At 61.8% G+C, this 20,517-nt stretch carries 22 protein-coding genes and 2 pseudogenes; 12 read left to right on the top strand and 12 right to left on the bottom strand.

Annotated features, from left to right (window positions below; genetic code table 11):
* Together LRS09_RS30470 and LRS09_RS27130 are read left to right on the top strand one after the other, a co-directional pair.
* A partial coding sequence (locus LRS09_RS30470) for a Tn3 family transposase (protein WP_374684942.1) occupies positions 1-426 on the top strand: 426 nt, incomplete at its 5' end.
* Positions 375-1,147: pseudogene (locus LRS09_RS27130) on the top strand (Tn3 family transposase). The gene LRS09_RS30470 and the pseudogene LRS09_RS27130, both read left to right, overlap by 52 nt.
* On the opposite strand, the gene LRS09_RS27125 reads toward LRS09_RS27130, so the two are convergent.
* A complete protein-coding gene (locus LRS09_RS27125; protein ID WP_203197002.1) occupies positions 1,131-1,364 on the bottom strand; it encodes a DUF6429 family protein in 234 nt (77 codons plus the stop codon). The pseudogene LRS09_RS27130 and the gene LRS09_RS27125 overlap by 17 nt on opposite strands.
* A gap of 171 nt (positions 1,365-1,535) precedes the next feature.
* Between LRS09_RS27125 and LRS09_RS27120 the strand changes: the two genes are divergently transcribed.
* Positions 1,536-1,667: a hypothetical protein gene (locus LRS09_RS27120; protein WP_257810370.1), complete on the top strand. Its 132-nt coding sequence runs from the start codon at positions 1,536-1,538 to the stop codon at positions 1,665-1,667.
* On the opposite strand, the gene LRS09_RS27115 is transcribed toward LRS09_RS27120, so the two are convergent.
* From LRS09_RS27115 to LRS09_RS27105, 3 genes are all read right to left on the bottom strand, one after another.
* A complete protein-coding gene (locus LRS09_RS27115) occupies positions 1,664-2,809 on the bottom strand; it encodes a replication protein RepA (protein WP_257810379.1) in 1,146 nt (381 codons plus the stop codon). The genes LRS09_RS27120 and LRS09_RS27115 overlap by 4 nt on opposite strands.
* 193 nt (positions 2,810-3,002) lie before the next feature.
* Positions 3,003-3,956 carry a Fic family protein gene (locus tag LRS09_RS27110; protein ID WP_257810366.1) on the bottom strand — a complete coding sequence of 318 codons (954 nt, stop codon included), beginning with the start codon at positions 3,954-3,956 and terminating at the stop codon, positions 3,003-3,005.
* On the bottom strand, positions 3,946-4,284 hold the full coding sequence (locus LRS09_RS27105) for an antitoxin VbhA family protein (protein WP_257810365.1): 339 nt from the start codon (positions 4,282-4,284) through the stop codon (positions 3,946-3,948). The genes LRS09_RS27110 and LRS09_RS27105 overlap by 11 nt, the downstream gene beginning before the upstream one ends.
* 374 nt (positions 4,285-4,658) lie before the next feature.
* Between LRS09_RS27105 and LRS09_RS27100 the strand changes: the two genes are divergently transcribed.
* Both LRS09_RS27100 and LRS09_RS27095 read left to right on the top strand, forming a co-directional pair.
* Positions 4,659-4,829, top strand: coding sequence for a hypothetical protein (locus tag LRS09_RS27100; protein WP_257810364.1), 171 nt, complete (start codon positions 4,659-4,661; stop codon positions 4,827-4,829).
* An 85-nt stretch (positions 4,830-4,914) separates the two neighbouring features.
* On the top strand, positions 4,915-5,148 hold the full coding sequence (locus tag LRS09_RS27095) for a DUF6429 family protein (protein WP_203197002.1): 234 nt from the start codon (positions 4,915-4,917) through the stop codon (positions 5,146-5,148).
* Here the strand turns inward: LRS09_RS27095 and LRS09_RS27090 are convergent.
* Positions 5,132-8,045, bottom strand: a pseudogene (locus LRS09_RS27090) (Tn3 family transposase). The gene LRS09_RS27095 and the pseudogene LRS09_RS27090 sit on opposite strands and share 17 nt — an antisense overlap.
* A gap of 94 nt (positions 8,046-8,139) precedes the next feature.
* On the opposite strand from LRS09_RS27090, the gene LRS09_RS27085 reads away from it, so the two are divergent.
* The 7 genes from LRS09_RS27085 (at position 8,140) to LRS09_RS27055 (ending at position 13,461) form a co-directional block, all read left to right on the top strand.
* Positions 8,140-8,769 (top strand): recombinase family protein, encoded by a 630-nt coding sequence (locus LRS09_RS27085; protein ID WP_203197004.1) that lies wholly within the window; start codon positions 8,140-8,142, stop codon positions 8,767-8,769.
* Positions 8,766-9,323: a hypothetical protein gene (locus LRS09_RS27080; protein ID WP_203197005.1), complete on the top strand. Its 558-nt coding sequence runs from the start codon at positions 8,766-8,768 to the stop codon at positions 9,321-9,323. The genes LRS09_RS27085 and LRS09_RS27080 overlap by 4 nt, the downstream gene beginning before the upstream one ends.
* Before the next feature lie 21 nt (positions 9,324-9,344).
* Positions 9,345-9,878: a hypothetical protein gene (locus LRS09_RS27075; protein ID WP_203195501.1), complete on the top strand. Its 534-nt coding sequence runs from the start codon at positions 9,345-9,347 to the stop codon at positions 9,876-9,878.
* 181 nt (positions 9,879-10,059) lie between these two features.
* Positions 10,060-10,242: a hypothetical protein gene (locus tag LRS09_RS27070; protein WP_257810359.1), complete on the top strand. Its 183-nt coding sequence runs from the start codon at positions 10,060-10,062 to the stop codon at positions 10,240-10,242.
* Positions 10,243-10,312: 70 nt separating this feature from the next.
* The gene (locus tag LRS09_RS27065) at positions 10,313-12,646 is read left to right on the top strand and encodes an LPD7 domain-containing protein (RefSeq protein ID WP_257810377.1); all 2,334 of its coding nucleotides are present in this window, start codon (positions 10,313-10,315) and stop codon (positions 12,644-12,646) included.
* On the top strand, positions 12,606-12,824 hold the full coding sequence (locus tag LRS09_RS27060; RefSeq protein WP_374684941.1) for an OmpA family protein: 219 nt from the start codon (positions 12,606-12,608) through the stop codon (positions 12,822-12,824). Before LRS09_RS27065 ends, LRS09_RS27060 begins: the two co-directional genes overlap by 41 nt.
* A 31-nt stretch (positions 12,825-12,855) precedes the next feature.
* Positions 12,856-13,461, top strand: coding sequence for a TrbM/KikA/MpfK family conjugal transfer protein (locus LRS09_RS27055; protein WP_257810356.1), 606 nt, complete (start codon positions 12,856-12,858; stop codon positions 13,459-13,461).
* Positions 13,462-13,639: 178 nt separating this feature from the next.
* On the opposite strand, the gene LRS09_RS27050 is transcribed toward LRS09_RS27055, so the two are convergent.
* From LRS09_RS27050 to LRS09_RS27020, 7 genes are all read right to left on the bottom strand, one after another.
* Positions 13,640-15,634, bottom strand: coding sequence for a ParB/RepB/Spo0J family partition protein (locus LRS09_RS27050; RefSeq protein WP_257810376.1), 1,995 nt, complete (start codon positions 15,632-15,634; stop codon positions 13,640-13,642).
* A gap of 230 nt (positions 15,635-15,864) precedes the next feature.
* On the bottom strand, positions 15,865-16,926 hold the full coding sequence (locus tag LRS09_RS27045) for a relaxase/mobilization nuclease domain-containing protein (protein ID WP_257810351.1): 1,062 nt from the start codon (positions 16,924-16,926) through the stop codon (positions 15,865-15,867).
* Positions 16,923-17,471: a MobC family plasmid mobilization relaxosome protein gene (locus LRS09_RS27040; RefSeq protein WP_257810350.1), complete on the bottom strand. Its 549-nt coding sequence runs from the start codon at positions 17,469-17,471 to the stop codon at positions 16,923-16,925. The genes LRS09_RS27045 and LRS09_RS27040 overlap by 4 nt, the downstream gene beginning before the upstream one ends.
* Before the next feature lie 178 nt (positions 17,472-17,649).
* Positions 17,650-18,231, bottom strand: coding sequence for a DUF192 domain-containing protein (locus tag LRS09_RS27035; protein ID WP_257810375.1), 582 nt, complete (start codon positions 18,229-18,231; stop codon positions 17,650-17,652).
* Positions 18,228-19,313 carry a ParB/RepB/Spo0J family partition protein gene (locus LRS09_RS27030; protein ID WP_257810348.1) on the bottom strand — a complete coding sequence of 362 codons (1,086 nt, stop codon included), beginning with the start codon at positions 19,311-19,313 and terminating at the stop codon, positions 18,228-18,230. The genes LRS09_RS27035 and LRS09_RS27030 overlap by 4 nt, the downstream gene beginning before the upstream one ends.
* A complete protein-coding gene (locus LRS09_RS27025) occupies positions 19,313-20,113 on the bottom strand; it encodes a ParA family protein (protein ID WP_257810374.1) in 801 nt (266 codons plus the stop codon). The genes LRS09_RS27030 and LRS09_RS27025 overlap by 1 nt, the downstream gene beginning before the upstream one ends.
* Positions 20,110-20,505 carry a hypothetical protein gene (locus LRS09_RS27020; protein WP_257810344.1) on the bottom strand — a complete coding sequence of 132 codons (396 nt, stop codon included), beginning with the start codon at positions 20,503-20,505 and terminating at the stop codon, positions 20,110-20,112. The genes LRS09_RS27025 and LRS09_RS27020 overlap by 4 nt, the downstream gene beginning before the upstream one ends.
* Between the last annotated feature and the right edge of the window lie 12 nt (positions 20,506-20,517).

The following is a 20,517-nucleotide window of genomic DNA, read 5'->3' as shown; positions in this document are numbered from 1 at the left end:
CGCACCGGCGCACCCTGTCAGGACAAAATCGGTTTGCTGAATGTGATGCTTGCCGAAGGCCTCAACTTCGGACTGAGAAAGATGGCCGAGGCTTCAAATACCCATGACTACTGGCAATTGTCGCGCCTGTCGCGCTGGCATGTCGACAGCGACGCCATCGACCAGGCTCTCGCCATGGTCGTCGCGGCCCAGGGGCGTTTGCCCATGGCCCAACTCCGGGGAATGGGCACTTCGGCTTCCAGCGACGGTCAGTTCTTCCCGACCGCCCGACAGGGCGAGGCGATGAATCTCGTCAACGCCAAATACGGCAACGATCCCGGCCTGAAAGCCTATACGCACCTGTCAGATCAGTTTGCCCTTTCGCAACCCAGCTCATTCCGGCAACCGTCAGCGAGGCACCTTACATTCTCGACGGACTGCTCATGAACGAGGCCGGCCAACGCGCATGGGAGCAATATGCCGATACCGGCGGCTTCACCGATCATGTCTTCGCCACCGCCTCGATCCTCGGCTACCGCTTCATCCCCCATATCCGGATTTGCCATCGAAGCGCCTTTATGTGTTCAACCCCGCCGGGACACCGAGCGAGTTGCGCGGCCTGGTCGGCGGCAGGGTCAGGGAAGACTTGATCGTCTCGAACTGGCCCGACATCCTGCGCAGCGCCGCGACCATGGTCGCCGGCATCATGCCGCCGAGTCAGTTGCCGCGAAAATTCGCATCCTATCCGCGCCAGCACGATCTCGCGCTCGCCCTTCGTGAGGTTGGCCGCATTGAGCGTACGCTCTTCATCATAGAATGGATCCTCGATGCCGACATGCAGCGGCGGGCTCGTATCGGCCTCAACAAGGGCGAGGCGCATCACGCGCTCAAGAATGCCTTGCGCATCGGCCGGCAAGGCGAAATCCGCGACCGAACGACTGAGGGCCAGCACTATCGCCTCGCCGCCCTCAACCTGCTTGCCGCCATCATCATCTACTGGAACACGGTGCATCTTGGTCAGGCCGTCGCGCAACGTAGCAATGCCGGCCTCCCCGTACCGCTAGAATTGCTCTCCCATATCTCGCCGCTTGGATGGGCGCACATCCTGCTGACCGGCGAATACAGATGGCCAAAAAATGGCAGCAGGCAATCTATTTTGGGGAGGTGAACAAGATCTGGAAAAGCTCCTCCGCTCGCTTCAACCCTTCATCCGTCAGAACGACAGATTTCGCCTTATTGACCGGATCGGCAATCAGCCCCTTGCGGTGCAACCGATCCAACGCATCCCAGTCATGCCCCCTCCAGGCTCGCCGCTCGTCATGCACCGTCAGCCACAGCAGCCCCAAAACCGCATCATCAATTCTATCGATATCAACGTCATCCATGCCGCCAAAACTACCACAAAGCGCTCAAAATCACTCGCTTGCTATCCAATTCAGACCAGAAATCCCTTAACGTAGGATTCCGCCCTCAGCCGGAGCCGACCCGAATAAGCGACTGGAAATGTAGCGCTGATTCTGTCTTGCGGATGCGCGCCGTCCGCGCTGTCAAGCGCCATGGTGACAGTTGTAGCGCATCGAGGCGCTGCGCCGGTCACCAAGAAACAAAACGGCCGCCCGGAGGCGGCCGCGGTGCTGTTGGTGACGGATCTCGCCGGCGATCGCGCCGCGACCGTCACCAACGGTTAGTCGAGGAATGGCAAAATGGCTTGCTGTTTCGTGATTCTCGGCGGGACGTGGGTCGGGCTGGGATACAGCACCAAGCCGTGTTCCGATGTGGAAATTCGGGCTTCGGTATAGATGGTGACGACGTGTTTCAACTCGCGCAGGAATGCGCGCTTGAAGTCCCGCAGGCCCTGATCATTCTGAGCGTAGGAAGCGCCGAACTGCGCGCTGAGCGAGAACCACGGGATCACAGTGCGCTTGGACAGATATGACATGCGGTGCGTCATCCAGACATAGATGTCGAGCGCCAGCGGCGAATGGCGCAGTGCTTTCATCGCGACCAGATTGACCGGAACCGGGTGATCGACGCACTCTTTAAAAAATGGGCGCGACAGGTGCAATTTCGATTGCCAAGCGCCCGCATCTTCGCGGTCCTGCGGTTGCCACCATTCGACGCGATCGGCAAGCAGCACGTTCTGCAGTGCCCAGGAGTCGCGGCCCTCGTAACGGCAGGAAATGATCGAGCTGAATAGCGTCGTCATTGCGTGCTTGAGCCGCGTAATGTCGCCACGGGCGCCGCCCGTGTTCTTGAGGCCCAGCTCCCGCAGGTACGCGGCGAGCGTCGGGCCGAGGGATAGGACGGGCTCGCCCGTGCGAACCGCCTCCGAACATACCCAGGTCAGCAACAGGCGGGGCAGGGTGCCATAGGGGAGGCCATCGGGATGCGCTGTCAGCATGGTTAGGGTGAAATCGCCGTTTTTGCGCATGAACCGGTGATCCTGCACGCGTTTGTGCGGCAGGGTGGCAATGGCGAGGGCCCGGGTCATAAAACCGAGGGAGCCGGCGGCCTTGGCGTCGGTCTTCTCGATGGCGAGATACGCCTCGATCAGGTCGCGGACACGCGCTGGCAGGTCTTCGTAGCGGTTGTAGTCGTAGACAGCTACAACCGGTTTCTCGGCGACACGCTTGCGCGGTTTCGGTTTGTCGGCCGCGTCGGCACGGGCGTCGATAGCGATCTGCGCGTCGATCTTGGTCTGCGTGCGCTTTGAAGTGGGCTTGGGTTTCGGCACATGGCCGAAGAAGTCGCCGATGGCGACCGGCTCTCGCTCTCGTGCTTCGGGCGATTGCCTCGTCCGCATGTTGTAATTCGTTTTGTCAGCGATCATCCGGGCGTCCTCCGGCAGAAACCCTTCCGCGATCATTTCGCGGTAATACCGATTGCGTTCCTCGGCGTGCGGGTCAACGTAACTGGATCGGTCTAGAAACACCTGTGCTAGAGTGGTTTTTCGTCATCATTGCAGTCCTCAATCACTCGATGGTGGCCAAAGCCGGCAGGTTGTGCGACCTGTCGGCTTTTTCTTATCTGTCGCGTTCTCCCGAAGGAGGGGAACGGACGCGTTCCGCCTCCTGCGGCCTGTTCTTCTTCATCCCGAAATCATTCGTGTGTCCGGCGTCCAGGCGTTCAAGGACCGTCTTACGCACGGCGTCCATGAATTCGCGCCGCTGTCCGGCATCGTCTGCATATTTCTCGCGGCTGAAGGCCTCGGCCTTGTGCATTGTCTCGAAGGCGGTTGCGAGTTCCGGAAAGGCGGCAAGAGCTGCAGGCTCGCGCAGCTTCCGGAAGGCGATAGCGCGGCCCGGCAGCACGGCATCGCGCAGCAGGTCGGTAAGGTCGCGGTTCCCCGCAAGCTGGTCCTGAGTGAATGCCACGCTGCGCCGCGTCTGGTCGTTGCGCAGATGCGGCATCGCCAGTTCGTTCACAGCCAGGTCTCGGCCGACGTAGAGCAGGTTGCGTCCGTTCGGATGGGCCGCAAAGCGGGTCCAGTCGATGTTGTAGCCGCAGGCCTCGGCCAGCTCGCGGGTAAATTCGCGAAGCGTGCGGCTGTTTCCATCCGGAAACGGATGGATGTAGTCGAGTTCGGAATAAAGGCGTCCGATGGCGCGGACGAAGGGTGTTGTCTTGAGGCGCGACAGCTTGGCAACGTCGATCTGCTGCAGGGCGTCGTCGAGACGCGCGATCGAGGCGTTGTCCATCGGCGAGTAGGCGACGTGGGAGATAACATTCAGCCCGTCCAGCTGCCGATGCTTCACCCAATCCATGCCTGCCGGAGCCGGCTCGCGGAACTGGCCGGGCTTCACTTCGGGAAATCCGGCCGCGGGCAAGTCCTGGAAGATCCGGCGATTGATTTCGCGCAGATGCGCGCTGTCGAAGTTTCCCCCGACAGGCGAGAGGTAAAGCTCGGTCAGCCGCTTGGAGGTATGAAAACCCTCAAGGCGTTCGCGAAGCTCCGACCGCTCGGTTTCAGCGGCCACGGCCGGCACCGTGGCTGGCGGCCGCGAATTCGCTCAACTCGATCTGGCCAGAGACAAAGCGCTTGCCGAGGTCTGCCGCTTCGGGAGAGACGGGGAAGCCTTCAAGCGCGGCCGAGGCCTGACCGTAGGCAACCGCCCGCGCTCTTTCCAGTTGCTGAGCATCGGTGAGCGGAGCGACATTTCGGCCGCCGGATTCGACCGTTTCGCGCATGAAATCGCGCAAGAGCAGGGACGAATTCCGATGGTTGTTCTTGGCGATCTTGGCGAAACCATCCTTAAGATCGCGCGGAACGCGGAACGTGATGGTGACTTCTGACACTTCGGACATTACATTCTCCTGAGAATCGGCACTGAGTGGAGGATACCGCTCATCGGCTGTTATTACAATGTATGTTCATTGTAATAACACGCGCCGCGCTTCCTGCTATAATTGGCTCACGCCAACAGGGAGCAGGACATGCAGACAAACACTATCCGCGCCCACTGGCGCTCCCAATACCGAGCCGCACGGCTCGTCCGTGGTTTTGAGAGGGCGCTGCTGGACGGCGAGATGTCGTCGCTCGCCTATCACATCCCTTGCCGCGTGTATGAATGCGCGTGCCGGTTTGGCGACGCGCTTCGTTTCTCTCGTAGAAACGGCCGCTACGGCAGAGATGGCCGGCTCGTGCGTCACATAAACGGTCCTTACAACAGGCTGCCCGCATGAATTTCATCGATGCCACGTCGAAAATCTACCGGCATCCTACCCGCCACGGGTGGCTTATTACGCAGCCGATGCGGGCCGAAGTTCACCACGCCGGGGCCGCAGTGCGGCCGACCCGCGATCAGATCCACGAACATAAGGACGGCCATGTGCGGGTCGGCTCCGGCTGAGGGCGGAATCCTACGTTAAGGGATTTCTGGTCTGAATTGGATAGCAAGCGAGTGATTTTGAGCGCTTTGTGGTAGTTTTGGCGGCATGGATGACGTTGATATCGATAGAATTGATGATGCGGTTTTGGGGCTGCTGTGGCTGACGGTGCATGACGAGCGGCGAGCCTGGAGGGGGCATGACTGGGATGCGTTGGATCGGTTGCACCGCAAGGGGCTGATTGCCGATCCGGTCAATAAGGCGAAATCTGTCGTTCTGACGGATGAAGGGTTGAAGCGAGCGGAGGAGCTTTTCCAGATCTTGTTCACCTCCCCAAAATAGATTGCCTGCTGCCATTTTTTGGCCATCTGTATTCGCCGGTCAGCAGGATGTGCGCCCATCCAAGCGGCGAGATATGGGAGAGCAATTCTAGCGGTACGGGGAGGCCGGCATTGCTACGTTGCGCGACGGCCTGACCAAGATGCACCGTGTTCCAGTAGATGATGATGGCGGCAAGCAGGTTGAGGGCGGCGAGGCGATAGTGCTGGCCCTCAGTCGTTCGGTCGCGGATTTCGCCTTGCCGGCCGATGCGCAAGGCATTCTTGAGCGCGTGATGCGCCTCGCCCTTGTTGAGGCCGATACGAGCCCGCCGCTGCATGTCGGCATCGAGGATCCATTCTATGATGAAGAGCGTACGCTCAATGCGGCCAACCTCACGAAGGGCGAGCGCGAGATCGTGCTGGCGCGGATAGGATGCGAATTTTCGCAGCAACTGACTCGGCGGCATGATGCCGGCGACCATGGTCGCGGCGCTGCGCAGGATGTCGGGCCAGTTCGAGACGATCAAGTCTTCCCTGACCCTGCCGCCGACCAGGCCGCGCAACTCGCTCGGTGTCCCGGCGGGGTTGAACACATAAAGGCGCTTCGATGGCAAATCCCGGATATGGGGGATGAAGCGGTAGCCGAGGATCGAGGCGGTGGCGAAGACATGATCGGTGAAGCCGCCGGTATCGGCATATTGCTCCCATGCGTTGGCCGGCCTCGTTCATGAGCAGTCCGTCGAGAATGTAAGGTGCCTCGCTGACGGTTGCCGGAATGAGCTGGGTTGCGAAAGGGGCAAACTGATCTGACAGGTGCGTATAGGCTTTCAGGCCGGGATCGTTGCCGTATTTGGCGTTGACGAGATTCATCGCCTCGCCCTGTCGGGCGGTCGGGAAGAACTGACCGTCGCTGGAAGCCGAAGTGCCCATTCCCCAGAATTGGGCCATGGGCAAACGCCCCTGGGCCGCGACGACCATGGCGAGAGCCTGGTCGATGGCGTCGCTGTCGACATGCCAGCGCGACAGGCGCGACAATTGCCAGTAGTCATGGGTATTTGAAGCCTCGGCCATCTTTCTCAGTCCGAAGTTGAGGCCTTCGGCAAGCATCACATTCAGCAAACCGATTTTGTCCTGACAGGGTGCGCCGGTGCGAAGATGGGTGAAGGCATCGGCAAACCCCGTCGCCGCTTCAACATCCAGTAGAATGTCGGTTATGCGCACCTCCGGCATACGCCGGTAAAGATCGAGGATCAGCTCGTCGGCATCCTTGGGCGCCACTGCTGTCAGGCGTTCCATGTGCAGGACACCGTCCTCGATGCTGCCGAGCGGAAGGGTCCCGGTTCGGGCAGCTTTCGCCAGGCGTTTCAGCCCGTCCGACATTCTGGCCTTGCGATCGGCAAGCCACGCCTCGGCTTCGAATGGAACCGCCAATCTTGCCGTGGCCTGGGCGGCCGCCATCGGCACCAGTGCCTGTTTGAGATCGGCATAGCGGCGTGAGTGCGCAAGCCAGACATCGCCGGAGCGGAATGCGTCGCGCAAGTGAAACAGGACCGCCACCTCCCACAAACGATTGTCGCCTTCGTCTTGCGTTTTGAGATGCCGGTTCCATTTGGAGGTCGATCGCAAAAAAGCTGTAGGCAGTGACGGTGGATCGCATTTTCCCCTGACCAGGGCAATCGCCTCCATGAGCGGCGTGGCCACGGCGGCCGCCTTGATATCCAGCCTGCGCAGCATACGCGGCGCATAACGCCGGAAGCGATGAAAACCTTGCGTGACATGGGCCAGCGGATCGGCGGCAAGTGTATCGGTGAGTTGCGAGGCAGTGGCGACCAGTTTCTCCAGTTCCGTCCAGCCTGGTGATGTGGCGATCGCCGCTTCCAGGGAGGTGCCGTCGTCTCGCGCTTCGAGCATCACCATGCCGAGACCGGAAAAGGCCCGCAAGGTATCGGTTACGGCGGTCCTGGCATCTGCGGCTCGTCCGTCGCAGAGCCGTTTGGCTTCCTGCCAGGTTTTGCCGACGATTCGATCATGGGTTTCGACAATGGCATCGGCGGTCGCGGCGGCCCATTCCACCGCGCAGACAGCGAGTGTAGCCAGACGCCTGTCTGTGCCAATATCGCGCAAACCATCGGTGAAATACCGCTCACCCTGTCGGCGGAGCCGAGCAACCCGGTGTGGCGGAACACCGGCCAGCACCTGTGGGTCGAGAGCGAGGTTTTGCAGGAATTCGAGCCTGTCGAGCAAACGATTGGCCATGGCCGAATTGTCGCCGGTCTCGATTTTGCGCAACCAGATGAAGCGGCTGATGTTGCCCTCGACCATTTCCGTCAGCAGCGCGTTGAGCTGGTCACGCATGGGTTGATCAAGACGCTCGGCAATCCTCATCTCGATCCGGCGCTCGGCTTCCACCAGAGCATCGGCGCACAACCGCTCGATCGTCGTGATTGCCGGAAGAATGATCTGGGTTTGGCGGCATCGTTCGACAAACCGGCGCACGAGGTCCTCGTTTGAACGCGCGTCTTCGGCTTGAGTGGCAAGCCAGTCCCGCAGTTCCTGGGCGCCACGACCGGCAAAGCTCCTGTAGCTGTAGATCGTACGCAACGCGGCCAGATGCTCATGGCGTGTTTCCTCCCGCGCCGCGTATTCGGCCAGGTCCCCGACGCTCAGCCCAAGCTGCGCTGCCAGAAACCGGGACAGCTCTTGCGGGATAAGCTCTCCAGGGGACAGCAGCCGACCGGGATAGCGCAGGGCACACAGTTGCAGGGCAAAGCCGAAACGATTGCGCGCTCGGCGTCGCTCCCGAATATGGGTGAGATCGTCATCGGACAAAATGTAGTGCCGCAACAGTGACGCTTCGTCCGTCGGCAGATCAAAGAGTGCGGAGCGCTGTCGCTCGGTCAGAATTTGGCGTCGAGGCATAAACAATCGTCCCTCTTGAACATTAGTCTGTTTTGGACAAAAATCGGACCAGCAAAATCAACGGCTTGCAAGGGCAAAATCCAAAGGGGTTCTATTGGGACAGCGCGCCGCCATCTACTGCCGCGTTTCGACCGCCGACCAGTCCTGTGAGCGGCAGGTCGATGAACTGACCGCGTTCGCGGAGCGCGGCGACTATGAAGTCCTCGGCGTCTTCAAGGAAACCGCCTCCGGAGCATCGGCAAACCGGACTGCCCGCAACCGGATCATCGATCTGGCCCAGGCCAGGCAAATCGATGCCGTCCTCGTGACGGAACTGTCGCGTTGGGGCCGTTCCACACAAGACCTGCTGAACACACTCGACAAACTGGCCGGCTGGAAGGTCTCGGTTGTCGCCATGAGCGGCATGACCTTCGAACTCGACACACCGCACGGCCGCATGATGGCGACCCTGCTCGCCGGCATCGCTCAGTTCGAGCGCGATCTTCTGAGCGAGCGCGTGAAATCAGGCCTGGCCGCAGCAAAGGCACGCGGTAAGAAACTCGGCCGACAATCTGGACAACGTCCTAAATCCGATCGGCTCGCACCGAAGGTCATTGCGTTGAGCGCCGAAGGTCGCAGCTACCGATGGATCGCTCGCGATCTCGGCATCAGCAAGAATACCGTCGCGGAGATCGTCAAGCGCCGCAAGTCTTCTGAGGCTCCACAGGTGGAGACCGCATTATGACCAAGCCAGTAAGACTGCCTCGGCCCGATCCGTATCGCAAGGCGCGCTTCAGGGAAATTGCCCGGGAAATCGTTGCGAAAGACCGCTACAATCGAAAATACGGTCTGTCCGTCGATACGGCGGGCGCAATCGCCAATGCGCTTGAGAGGGCCTACCGGGAAGGCATCAACGGCGGCGAAAACAGGCCCGCTCCCATAATCGAATATCCAGACAACGGGCCAATGGATTGGGCGTTGATACCGCCACGTCCAAGAAACGCGTTCTGGAGCATCTGCCTGTTCACGCTTTCGCGCGGCGACAGGCCCGCCCGAGGCGGACGCCTTGTCCCTGCCATCACCGAACGCGGAACATCGGGATGGATGCTTGTCGTGCCCGGGCACACCTATGAAAAGCAATTCGGTGACAAGACGGTCGCACCGCTCGTACGTCTTGGCCTGCTTGAGGCTGATGACGATGATCCTGCACACCGGGTCGTCTCGAAACGTGGCGAGGAAACCTGGAGCCAATTCGTCCAGAGAGGCGGTCAGTTCCCGGAAGACCTGACCAATCTCTAGCCCTATTCAGAAAGCTATTCCATGTCACAAGAAAACCATCGGATCGCCGCCGCCATCGATCTGCGAATGCGACAACTGGAAAAGCAGGGCATTCAAGGAGCGGCGGTCGTCCATCATATGCTTGGCTATATGCAGGGTCTTCAGCAGATTTACGACACGGCTTCGGACAAGGTGCTGTCGAACCTGTGTCAGCGCTATCCGGGCTTCTATCGCTATGCGGATATGATGGAGTCCATGTCCGAGAGAAATCAGCAAATGATCGAGGCGGGAACGCACCCCTACCGCGATCTGCCTGAACTTCCCGAGAAGCTGAAGCGGAGCTTGGCTGCATTGATGGCCAGTGCGGCCGATCTCGAACGTGCCTTCCAGTCTGCCGTGGATTGCGGTGACTTCGCCCGTCACGTCGACCAACTCGACAGCCTGAAACGGCAATGGGGCGCGGATTTGCAGCGCCTGGTCGAGTTGTTTCGCTCTTCAGACGTTGCTCCCCAAAGCCAACTCATCGTGCAAAGCGCCCTCAAAGCCATGGCTGAGCGAATTAATCGGCTCGGGTGAGCAATTGGTGAGCAATCTGGTCCCTGAAGCCGCCGCTAAACGTAGGACATTGATAAAACCCTTAACGTAGGATTCCGCCCTCAGCCGGAGCCGACCCCATGCCCCGTTCAATCCGGACAAGGAGTCCGAGCAGCGTGCGGCCTCGGCCTCCGAACGCCGGCAGAACACCGCAGAGCGGATCATGGCCACGGCGCAGGAATACGCCGAGAAAAATATCTCGTCGCCGAAACAGCGCACGACGTTCATGGACCATCTTCGCAATGTGATGGACACGGCCATGGAGCGGGCTGCTGTTCCGGCCGAGCAGAGGCAGGAAGCGCCGGACAAGAGCAAGTCGCGCGAATCCGCCCCGATCGAGCGGTGAGGTAAACACCATGGCGACGACGACAAACGACGCCCCCCAGGCTGGCCCTGTGCCAGCCTGGGGGGTCACGATGATCAACGACATGCCGGCGACTTCCCTGCGTTTCGAGCGCCAGGAGAAGGGCGACGACGATTCATTCACATTGTCTTTCCATCTGGCCGGCCTGCAAGTGGCGCGTTTCAAGGGCATCAAGCCCGCGGAACTGGAGGGCATAGTCGGCGAGGAGAATGCCGAGAAGATCCTCACACGATCGGATCTCGGCTTGGCGGGCGGCAACCTTCGCGGAACCCTGTCGGGCGAGTCGCTGGCGAATGCCTATGGCTTGAGCCCCGCCGAACGGGAGGCTCGCGAGACGGCGAAGTCTCAGGGCGACCGCGCGGCGTCCTTCGTCCAGGAAATGCAGAGCCGCCATCCTGCGGTACAAGACGCGGCCGCCGGACAGTGGACCGTTCAGATCCGCCAGTCTGACGGGCTCTACCGCGACCTCGTGACAACAGACGACGCCCATGAGGCGCATCGTCTGTTTCAGCAGGGCCCGCAGTTTCGCGTCCTCGATAACAAGATCGGCGATTTCGCAGCCGACTATTCGCCGGACGAGAAACGACGCGGCGAACGCGTGGCGGAATATCACGTCCGTTCCGGCTTCCGCGAACTGATCGAAGAGCGAGAGCCAAACCAGGTCAGACCGGACCGGGTGCGGACCCGCGATATGGTCGACGTCGACGAAGCGCTGCAGGCGGCCCAACGTCTGCGCGAGCGTGATCGCGATGCGATCGAGACCGAACGGCTGCGCGTCGGCAATCTCGCTCAGGACGCCAAGCGCCGCGACAACGAGAACGATCTCGACGAGCTGGCGGGCCGCAAACCGAGTTTCGCACCGCTGACGATGACGGAACATGAAAAGAATCGGCGGATCGAGCTGAGCGAACAGCTGCATGCGCAATTCCGCGTCCATGGGTCGGAATACCGGTTCAAGGATCAGCCGGGCAAGATCGCGTTCCGTGATGCTGGCGATACCCTCAAGACCGCTTCCAACGATGATCGCGTGGCGCGGGCGATGGCGACGATGGCGGAAGCCAAGGGCTGGAAGACCATTTCGGTTTCCGGTCATCCGGACTTCCGGCGCGAGGTCTGGCTCGAAGCGAGCCTGCGCGGGCTGGAAGTTCGGGGTTACAAGCCGCAGGACCAGGACTTGAAGGATCTGCAGGCGCTACGCGAGCGACAGGAGCGCAACGGGATCGAGCGCGTGCCGGAGCGTTCCAAGCCTGGGCTTGACGCAAATGCGGAGAAATCCCCCGCCAAGGCCCCGGAGAGGGCACAGGAGACCGGGAGGGGACACGAACGGGCCGCGGCAACAGAAAGCGCTACGGAACACGCTCTGAAGGCCTTCACGGGCCTTCTGGTGGCACATGGAGCCGCGCCCTACCGGAACGACCCGAAGGAGAACCAGAGCTATTTCGTCACGCTGGCCACGGCCAAGGGCGACGAAACTGTTTGGGGCAAGGATCTGGCCCGGTCGATCAGGGAAAGCGCGGCACAGCGTGGCGACGCGATCACGATCAGCTACCGTGGCAATGAACCGGTGACGGTAGATGCCGTGAAACGTGACGCCCAAGGCAAAGCCATCGGTCGCGAACCGGTCAATACGCATCGCAACAGCTGGGAGGTCGCGAAGGCGCCCGACAGCGACCGGGCGAAAATCGTCAAGTCTGTCGCCGCGGCCGTAGTCGCCGAAAAGGTGAAAGATCCCGAGGCGAGGCAAATCGCGCTTGACGCGCTCAACGCTCGCATCGACCGTGAAGACAAGGCCGGGCGGCTCCCGCCCGTCCAGGTGTCGACCACAGCGCGCCGTCGAAGGATCACGGCGCAGATAAGACCCGGCCGCAGGTCGAGCGTCGAGCGGAGCGCACCCGTTAGCGCATTTGGTGACGGGGATCGCCGATCAAGGCGCATCCCCTGTCACCACCCCTGCCCTTTCCGTTTGGTGACAACTGCAGCGCGTCGACGCGCCGCCGGCGTCACCACCATCTATCTCGGAGACCAACGTGAAGATCCATTCCGCAATACTGGCCGCGGTCATCGCCTCGATGTTGGCCGCATGTGCCTCTGCGCCGAAGCCGCCGAATGTGAGCGGCCGAAAGCGCGTCGACATCAACAGCACCGCCGACGTGCGAGGGCTGGCGCTGCAGGTTTTTCCGGAAGCACCTGCGGCCGTAGAGCCTGCGCACAAGGTCGATGCCGTCGCGCCGGCGTCGAGAACCGTGTCGGTGCATTTCCCCTGGAACAGGTCGACGTTCCAGCCGACTCGACAGCAAGCGGCCGCGCTGAGGTCGCTGCTGGGCGACGGCTATGCACGGATCGAAGTGCGTGGCCGCACCGATGCCGCCCGCCCGAGCGCGGGTGACGAGACGATCGCTGCCAGGCGTGCCGCCGCCGCGCGTGACTGGCTCATCCATCAGGGCGTCCCGGCCCGGGTCATCAGCGTGAACTACGCGTCGGCCGCCGATCCCATCGGCGGCAACAACTATTCGGGAGGTCGCGCGCTCAACAGGCGCGTGGACATCGAAATCATCCGCAAGTGAGCCTTGCGGCAACCACCAAGGAGAATGACTGATGAAGACGGTAATCGGCACCCTGCTCGCGCTCGCGATCGCGATCGCCGGCCTGGCCTCGCCGGCGAAGGCCGAAGGCATGTTCACCGGCGACACCAAACTGGCTTGCGAAGCAATCCTCTGCCTGTCCACCGGGCAGCAGCCGAGCGAATGCGCTCCCTCGATCCGGCGGTATTTCAGCATCGATGCGCGGCGCATTTCGGACACGATCAAAGCGCGCAAGAACTTCCTGAACCTGTGCCCGAGCGCGTCGCAGGACGACAACATGCGGTCGCTCGTCGATTCCATCGCCAACGGCGCCGGTCGCTGCGACGCGGCCGCGCTGAACGCCTCGATGCGCGTGTGGCGTCCTCGGGACGACGATCGCCCGACCTACATCCGCAACACCCTGCCGTCGCACTGCGCCGCCTACGGAAGTCACGGCTACACCGACCACACGAACGGCACAGTCGCCCGCTACGTGGGCGACCCGAACAATGGTGGCTTCTGGGTCGATGCGGCCGACTACGACGCCGCCCTGGCCAGATACAACGCCGAGCTGCGGAACCGCAGCCAGAACACCGGCGGAAATGCCGGCGGCGTTTACTGGCTGGGCGGCGGCCATTGAAGTTTGGTGACGGATCTCGCCGGCGATCGCGCCGCCTGCGTCACCAAACGCAGCACAACCGAAACCCCGGCTTTCGCCGGGGTTTCTTTTTTTGCCCGCCCTGATGGCGCTGTTGCCCAATGACACAAGCTATGAAGAGGCCGGGGTTCCCCGGCCTCTTGGCTCCCTGCTCGCCGGATCAGCTGGCCAGCGGCAACAGGACTTCCGGCATCCAGCCAGCATTTCCGAGCTTGTCCTCGGCGACGCTCGCGAGGGCTGCACGCTTCGCCTTGTCGGCACCGGCCGGCGCATGCTCACCCAGCAGACCAATCAGCGGCCCTTTCTTGAGCTTGCCGAAATAGTTGTCCGCCGTGGGCGTCCAGTGCGCGGCAACACTCGCCCCGAGGTCCGACAGCATGACCCGGCTGCGGCCTCCGTCGTTCCCGACGAACTGGCGCACGTCATCGAAACAGCAGGACGTGCAGTAGGCCAGCAGATCGAGGATTTCGGCCTGATCGGCAGCGAGGCACCAAGCCCATGCCGCGTCGAAGTCGTCCTCCTCCATGCCGCCGCCCAGCTTTTCGGCCCACGTTTCGGCGCGCTGCTCCTGCTCGATGTGGATCGGAGCCTCCATCGCGGGAACGCGTCGGGTCAGTTCGCGATGGCATGCGGTCGTGCTGATGTGCAGCTGGGAACCGGTCCAGTGACGCGCCAGTGATCCCCAAAGCTGGAACGCCAGCAGGCGCAACGAATAGTCCACATTCTTCGCGAGCGCGTCGCGGATGACGGCACTGCGGATCGCGGTCAGTTCCTGCACAAGCGATTGCGGCTCGGTCTGGTCCGACCCGCCATTGCTGGCAGCACCCAAACCGCCCTCCCCTGCTTCACCGCCTTTCGCGATCTGCTGCGCGGCCTTCTTGTCGCCCGGACGGATCAGGCCATGATGGAACCGCGCCTTGCCGTCATGGCCGAGGCTCACGACGATACCGGTAAGGCGGGCAATGTCGGGATGCTCGCCGCTGCGGGCTTCCGTCAACCGGTCCAGTGCTTCGGAAACTTCCTCCTGCTGCGCATAGAGGGCTTCGCTGGCTTCGTCGTCGTCTTCCTTCTGATAGGCCTGTTCAAGACGCTCATGCTCGGCTTCCAGCCGCGCCCGCTCCGCCGCCTCGGCTTCGGTTTCCGGCCGCAGCACCGACGGCGCACGCGAATAGCCCTGATCGTGGTAAGTCTCGTAATTCAGCACCACGTCCACCCACGCCCCGCCTGCCTTGCTCTGCTCGTCCGCGCCGAGCCTTGCCGCCTTTTCGATGGCGAGCCGTTCCAACAGCCCGGCGTCCAGCAGCACCACTTCCACCTGACCATCGTCCATGTCGTCGCGAGCATTGGCGAAAAGATCGCGATGCACCGCCCCGCCTGCCTTTTCGTAGGCCTTCACCGTGACGAACCTCGCCCGCCGGTCACTCGCCCGCACACTGGCTTGCGACAGTTGGCGGCGGATTTCGTGCGCCCCCGGCACGCGACCCTTGCCAACGATGCTCTCTTGCAACGCATGATCGTCGGTGAGGGTCAGCGCCATGATTTGATCGAGGTCAATTTCGCCTGCCCTGAACCGCTCGAACACCGCCGGAGCCACGGATGCGAGCACTAGACGCCGCTTGACGTATGCCGGTTCGACGCCGAAGAACGCGGCGACCGCATCCGGAGACTTGCCCTGTTCGGTCAGGGCCAGAAATGCCGCGCACTCGTCCGCCGGGTGCATCGCTTCACGCTGCAGGTTTTCGGTAAGGCTGAATTCGACCGCTTCGCTATCGTCCACGACGACGCACGCCACTGCATGGCTCGCGCTCAAAACGCCTTCCGCCACCAGTTCCATCAACGCCTTGAGCCGACGCCCGCCCGCCACCACGCCGAACCCCTCGCCTTCCTTCACGACCACGAGGTTTTGCACCAAGCGGCCAGCCAGCGCCGCAATGCTCGCTTTCAGGTCGGAAACGTCGCCACTCGGTGCCCTGCGCACGTTCCGCGCCGACCAGACCAGATTGGAAACCGGGATGAATACGATCTCCGGGTTAGCCTCGCCCTTGACTGCGTTCTGCTCCGCTCCCACCACGCTCTTAGATGCAAGAGACGGCTTTTCGGATGCCGCCCTGGCGGCCTTCTTCGGGGTCTGCGACTTTTTCGTTTGCGTTGCCATGGTTCCCTCCTTCGGGGTTGGTGTTGATGCCACGCTCTTGAGTGCTTTCGACGTAGCGCCTCGATACGTCCGACCCGGGAAAGCAGGCGGGCAAGGGCTTGAGCGAAGCGCCCCTTGCGCGACTGCGAGGTCGGACGAACGTATGGCGCAGTCGAACGCACGGGCGGGGCAGCCGGCCCGAAGGTGCTATTGGCGTCGAAAAAAGATGGCGCAGCCCGCAATAGGCGCGCTTAGGCGCGGTTCTGGCCCTCGCGGCCGCGTGCGGCCTCTCTTTGCCCTTGGCGCTCCGCAATGGCCGCTCTGGCGGCCTCTACGCGCGCCTCGTGCGCGGTGGTTGGTGCGGGCATAGCTCGCACCAGGTCGACGAGGCTGACGGCAAGCGCGCGATCGTTGGCGGACCCTCTCGCCAGCGCCTTTGCCATCTGCCCATACCCCAGCAGGACGCGCTTGCGCGTCACGCTGATTCTGTCTTGCGCAGGATTGGGATGAGCGCCCTTCCCCATCGCCTCGCGATTCGCTTGGTCTTCCTGCGTACGCGCGACGCGCGATTGACCGCCACGTTCGGCGATTCGGATCAATGCCTGGCGTTGTGCCTTCCGCACGACGCCCCGAGCCTTGCGGGGAGAAGCATTGGCGTCAACGCCTCTGTCGCGAAGCTCTTGGGCGAACTTCACGCGCCAGCGATGCAAATCGCCCTTGCGCGGGTTGAGCCGCGAACCGTCCAAGGCGGTTGCCTTCACCGTCAAATGGACGTGCGGATGTTTCTCGTCGTTGTGAGCGGCGAAACAGTACTGGAAGCCCTGGAACTCATCAGCGGCGAAGGCACGCACAGCCGCCTTGACTTCATCCCGCGGGGTACCCGGAGGCATTGAAAGCATGATGTTGAAAGCCTCGCGCGGCCCGTCGTCGCCGTCGCTGGGAATGGAATGACCGCCATCGCGCCATGTATCGCGAACGCTGCGGACATCCTTCTTGCCGAGATAGGCGAGCCCTTGCTCGTCTTCGAGTTCCACAAGACCGTTGCGCGAGATGTAATCCATGTGCGCCTTGATTTGACGCATGTTTCGCCCGCCCCCGGTGATTTTGACCATGACTTCCGGCGACTTCCGCGCAATCCGTTCAAGGGTTGCGCGCCGACTTTCCCTGGTCGCCGGCCCCGTGGGTTTACCGCGCTTCGCCTTGGAGCCTGTGCCGGGCGCCTTACGGGGCGCTTTGACATGGCGGCCACGCGAATAGATCGGGTCTAGCTCGGCTCCGAATTCGTCAAGCCAATGGTCAATCGACGCGCTCATGCGAGGGGCCAGCGCTCCTGACAGGCGCGCATGAGGGCGGTGACGGCCTCGGTGTGCTGGGCGATGGTGCGCTCAATGTCCGCGACGCGCCTCGCGGGAAAGTCCTGCGCCTTGCGCTCGTTGAGCCTGCGAGCGATCTGGTTGAGGTTCCGACCGATCGCCTGCAGCTGGTAATTGGAGTTCGCGAGGACTTGGACCTCGGCGTCGCCGAACTGAGGTTCACGAGTAAGGGCGGCGCGGATCACGGCCGCAATCCAATCGCGCGGAGTGCGCTTGCCGTCCAGCCTGCGGCGGATGGCGTCCATTTCGGAAGGGATCAAGGTGATTTCGTAACGCCTGCGCGGCTCGGCCTGCGCTGGGGCCTGCGATGCGGCCAAGGGCTGCGAGTCATACGGCGGCCGTGCTGCTTTCAACTGTGCCTGGATGGCTGCGCGGATGGCAGCGCCGGGCTTGAGATTGCGCGCGGCGCAATAGGCCTCCCACGGCTCTTTCAGTTCGCCGAGGTAGAGATTGAGATAGGGGCTGTTCGGCTTCTCAGTGGTCATTGTGGGCCTGTCATACGCACCCGACAGGGTGCCAGAGGAGCGCTGTACGCGCGTACTCTACCGGCCTTCGTTTTTTTTTTTATCCCCCCCTTCCCCCCTTTTTTTTTTTTTTTTTTTTTTTTCCCCCCCCCCCCTCTTTTTTGGGGGGGGGGGTGGGTTTTTTTTTTTTTTTTTTGTGTTAGGGTTTTTTTGGTTGTGTTTTGGGGGGGGGGGGGGGGGGGCGCCCCCCCCCCCTCCCGCGGGGGAGAAAAAAAAAGGGGAGGGGGGTTTTTTTTTTTTTTTTTTTTTTTTTTTGGCCCCCCCCTTTTGGGGGGTTTTTGGGCGCGGGGGGGCACTTACAAAAAAAAATTTTTGAGGCGATTCGAAAGCCGTGCCGCTCGAACTGACCTTGCGCGAGTTCGAGCGCGTCGGCCGCCGGGCTCACCGAGAAGTGGTAGGTGTCGGTCATCGGCTGCATGTTCGCCTGGGCGAATAGCACGCCGTCTGCGCCGAAAAAGCCAACGGTCAGCGGGAAATGGGTGTCCCGCATCCAGAACACGCGAGGTTCGGCCTTGGGCCAACTAAACAGCAGCCCCGGGCCTGCGTCGTCGCGGTTCGCGAGCCCGGTCGCCTGCGCTGCAACTGTCTTGGCAACCGGGACGGCAGGTAGGATCGCGCCGCCGGAAAAATGCAGGTCGCAGACCTCATCCGGTCCGGCGGCACTAGCGCTTGCTGCCGGAAGCGCTAGTACCAGGGCGAAGGCGGCGAGAACCGCCCTCACCCGTTTTCCTCGCTGAGGCTTTCGATGACGCAGTCCGCGGCGGAGACTTCCGCGTTCTCGCCGTTCTCGTAGCGAATATGCACCAGACCCGTCGAAGTCGGTTTGCGATTCAGCAGGATGGCAGCGCTTCGACCGTCGATGGTCACCAGCAGCAATGGCTTGCGCATCAGCGTCGGGTCGGACGCGACTTTCCCCCTCGGCCAGCTGGTGCGACCTTCCTCGGGAGGTTCGCCGCCCTCACCGCCTTCCCCGTTGTTGCCCCTGCCGTCAGCACTTGCACCCGGCTTTGTCTTGGCCGGTTTGCCTTCGTCCTTAGCCACGGTGGCTGATCCTCCATGGCCGCCATCAGGGCCGGAACCTTGGAACATTCCAAGGTTTCCGCCGCCGGAGATACCGCTGCCGTTCGGCGGCTGCGGCGGTTCTTGGCTCGTACCATTCTTGAGCGAGGTGGAAAGCGCGGACACGGCCGCCCGCGTCACCTCTTCCGCTTGCTCCACCCATGCATCCACTTCGTCGGGGTATTTGCCGTGAAGCGTAGACAGGTCATAGAGAATTTTCGGCGACGTACAGCGGCCGCTCGCATAGAGCGCTTCGATTGCGGCCGGTGGGTCGATCAGGGCCAGATGGTAAGTGATGAACGACGCATCGACTCCGAGTTCCCGGGCTATCTTCGCGTTCCTGTCACCGTCCTTCTTTTTGCGGTTGATGAACAGTGCGAGTTCCATGGGCCGCAGGTCTTCGCGCTGCAGGTTTTCGATAACCTGATCGTAGTCGTCGTGCTGCTGATCGACGAAAGCGGGGATTTCCTCGCGGCCAGCGTCTATCGAAGCACGATAGCGACGCTCGCCGTAGTTCAAGATCCATTTGCCGGGCTTGTCCGGGTGAGGGCGCACCGAAACCGGCGACTTAACGCCGCGCGCCTTCACGGAAGCGACCATTTCGGCCATCTTGACCGGATCGAACGACTTTCGCGGCTGGTTTGGATCGACTTCGATGTCGGCGAGACGGATCATCAAAGGCTCGCCGGCGGCGGTGGCCGGGGTAGGGGGCGCTTCATCGAGCGCAGAAAGGTCGAGCGCCATTATGCAACCTCCATCAGTTGTGCGATTTTGTCGAAGACGGGGCGCATTTCGCGCCAAGCGTCGCGGCCGGACGTTTTGCCGAGCCGCCACACCGGCACGCCGGCCGCTTGCGCCTCGGCGATCGCTGTCGATTTCTTGATTGCAGCGAAGCCGGGCGACATTGCGATGAGGTATTTCGGGGCAGCCGTGGAAAGGGCGCGGAAGTTGTCGCGCTGGAACGGCGTCGGCTCCACTTTGTTTGGCAAGATGCCGAGGAATTTCAGCTTCTTGTTGAGCGTTGCCTGAATTCGCCGGATGCCGATATTTTCGTGGTTCAACAGGTCGCCGATCCCATCGATGGCCTCCTGGTTGAGTTCGATCGGCGCGAGCACGTAATCGGCGACGACGAGCGGAGACAGTTGGCGGATGTCCGGATTCGGGTTCGTGTCGATGATGCAGACATCGAAACTGTCTGCAACGCGAGCCAGGAACGCCAGAAGATTCGAGGCGTAGGCGTTGTGTTCCGCCGCCTTCTTTTCCATCTTGAGCAAGTCGCCATCGCCCGGGACCAAGACAAATTCAGCGTGCTCGATGTCGGCTTTCGGGTCGGTCAGGAGCTTGCTGCTGGTCGTAGCGGACACGACGCAAAAACCGCCGGTTCTCAACGCTTTGGTGGTGTTGCGCTGGTGGTCGAGGTCGATCACCAGGACGCGCTTGTTCATGGGTTGGTTGATCGGCTGGCTAAAAAAATAAGCCAGTTGACAGGCGACGGCGCTTTTGCCGACGCCGCCCTTCTGATTGGCCAGGACAATCGTTTTCATCCGTTGCTCCGTAGGAAATTGCGAACTGTCGTCTCCGAAGTCGTCACGCCGTTGGTTTTGAGGTAGGCGACGACTTGTGCGAAGGTGTAACCCTTCTCGCGAAGGGTCTGCATGTCGTTGAGAAAAGAGGTGAGGGGGTGCACCGCCAGCTTGGGCTGCTCTTTTTGCATGAATGCTTCGAGCCGCTTCCGCTCGGTCATTCGTTCGGCCATTCGCTCGGCCTTCTCCTTAAACCGCGCCAGAAGCACGCGAGCGTGCTTCGGCGTAACGGCGTGTTTCGCCGCCGTTTCCGGCAGCGAAACACCATCCACGAGAATGTGGCGCGCGATGGCCAGCGATTTTTTGGACCATCGACACGACGCCGCTACAGCTGCGAACTGCACGGCGTCCATCTGTGGCACTGT

Origin of the sequence: Mesorhizobium sp. J428, from assembly GCF_024699925.1 — a bacterium.
GTDB lineage: Bacteria > Pseudomonadota > Alphaproteobacteria > Rhizobiales > Rhizobiaceae > Mesorhizobium_A.
The sequence above is the reverse complement of the archived record's forward strand: the minus strand, read 5'-3'. Positions and strand labels throughout refer to the sequence as shown.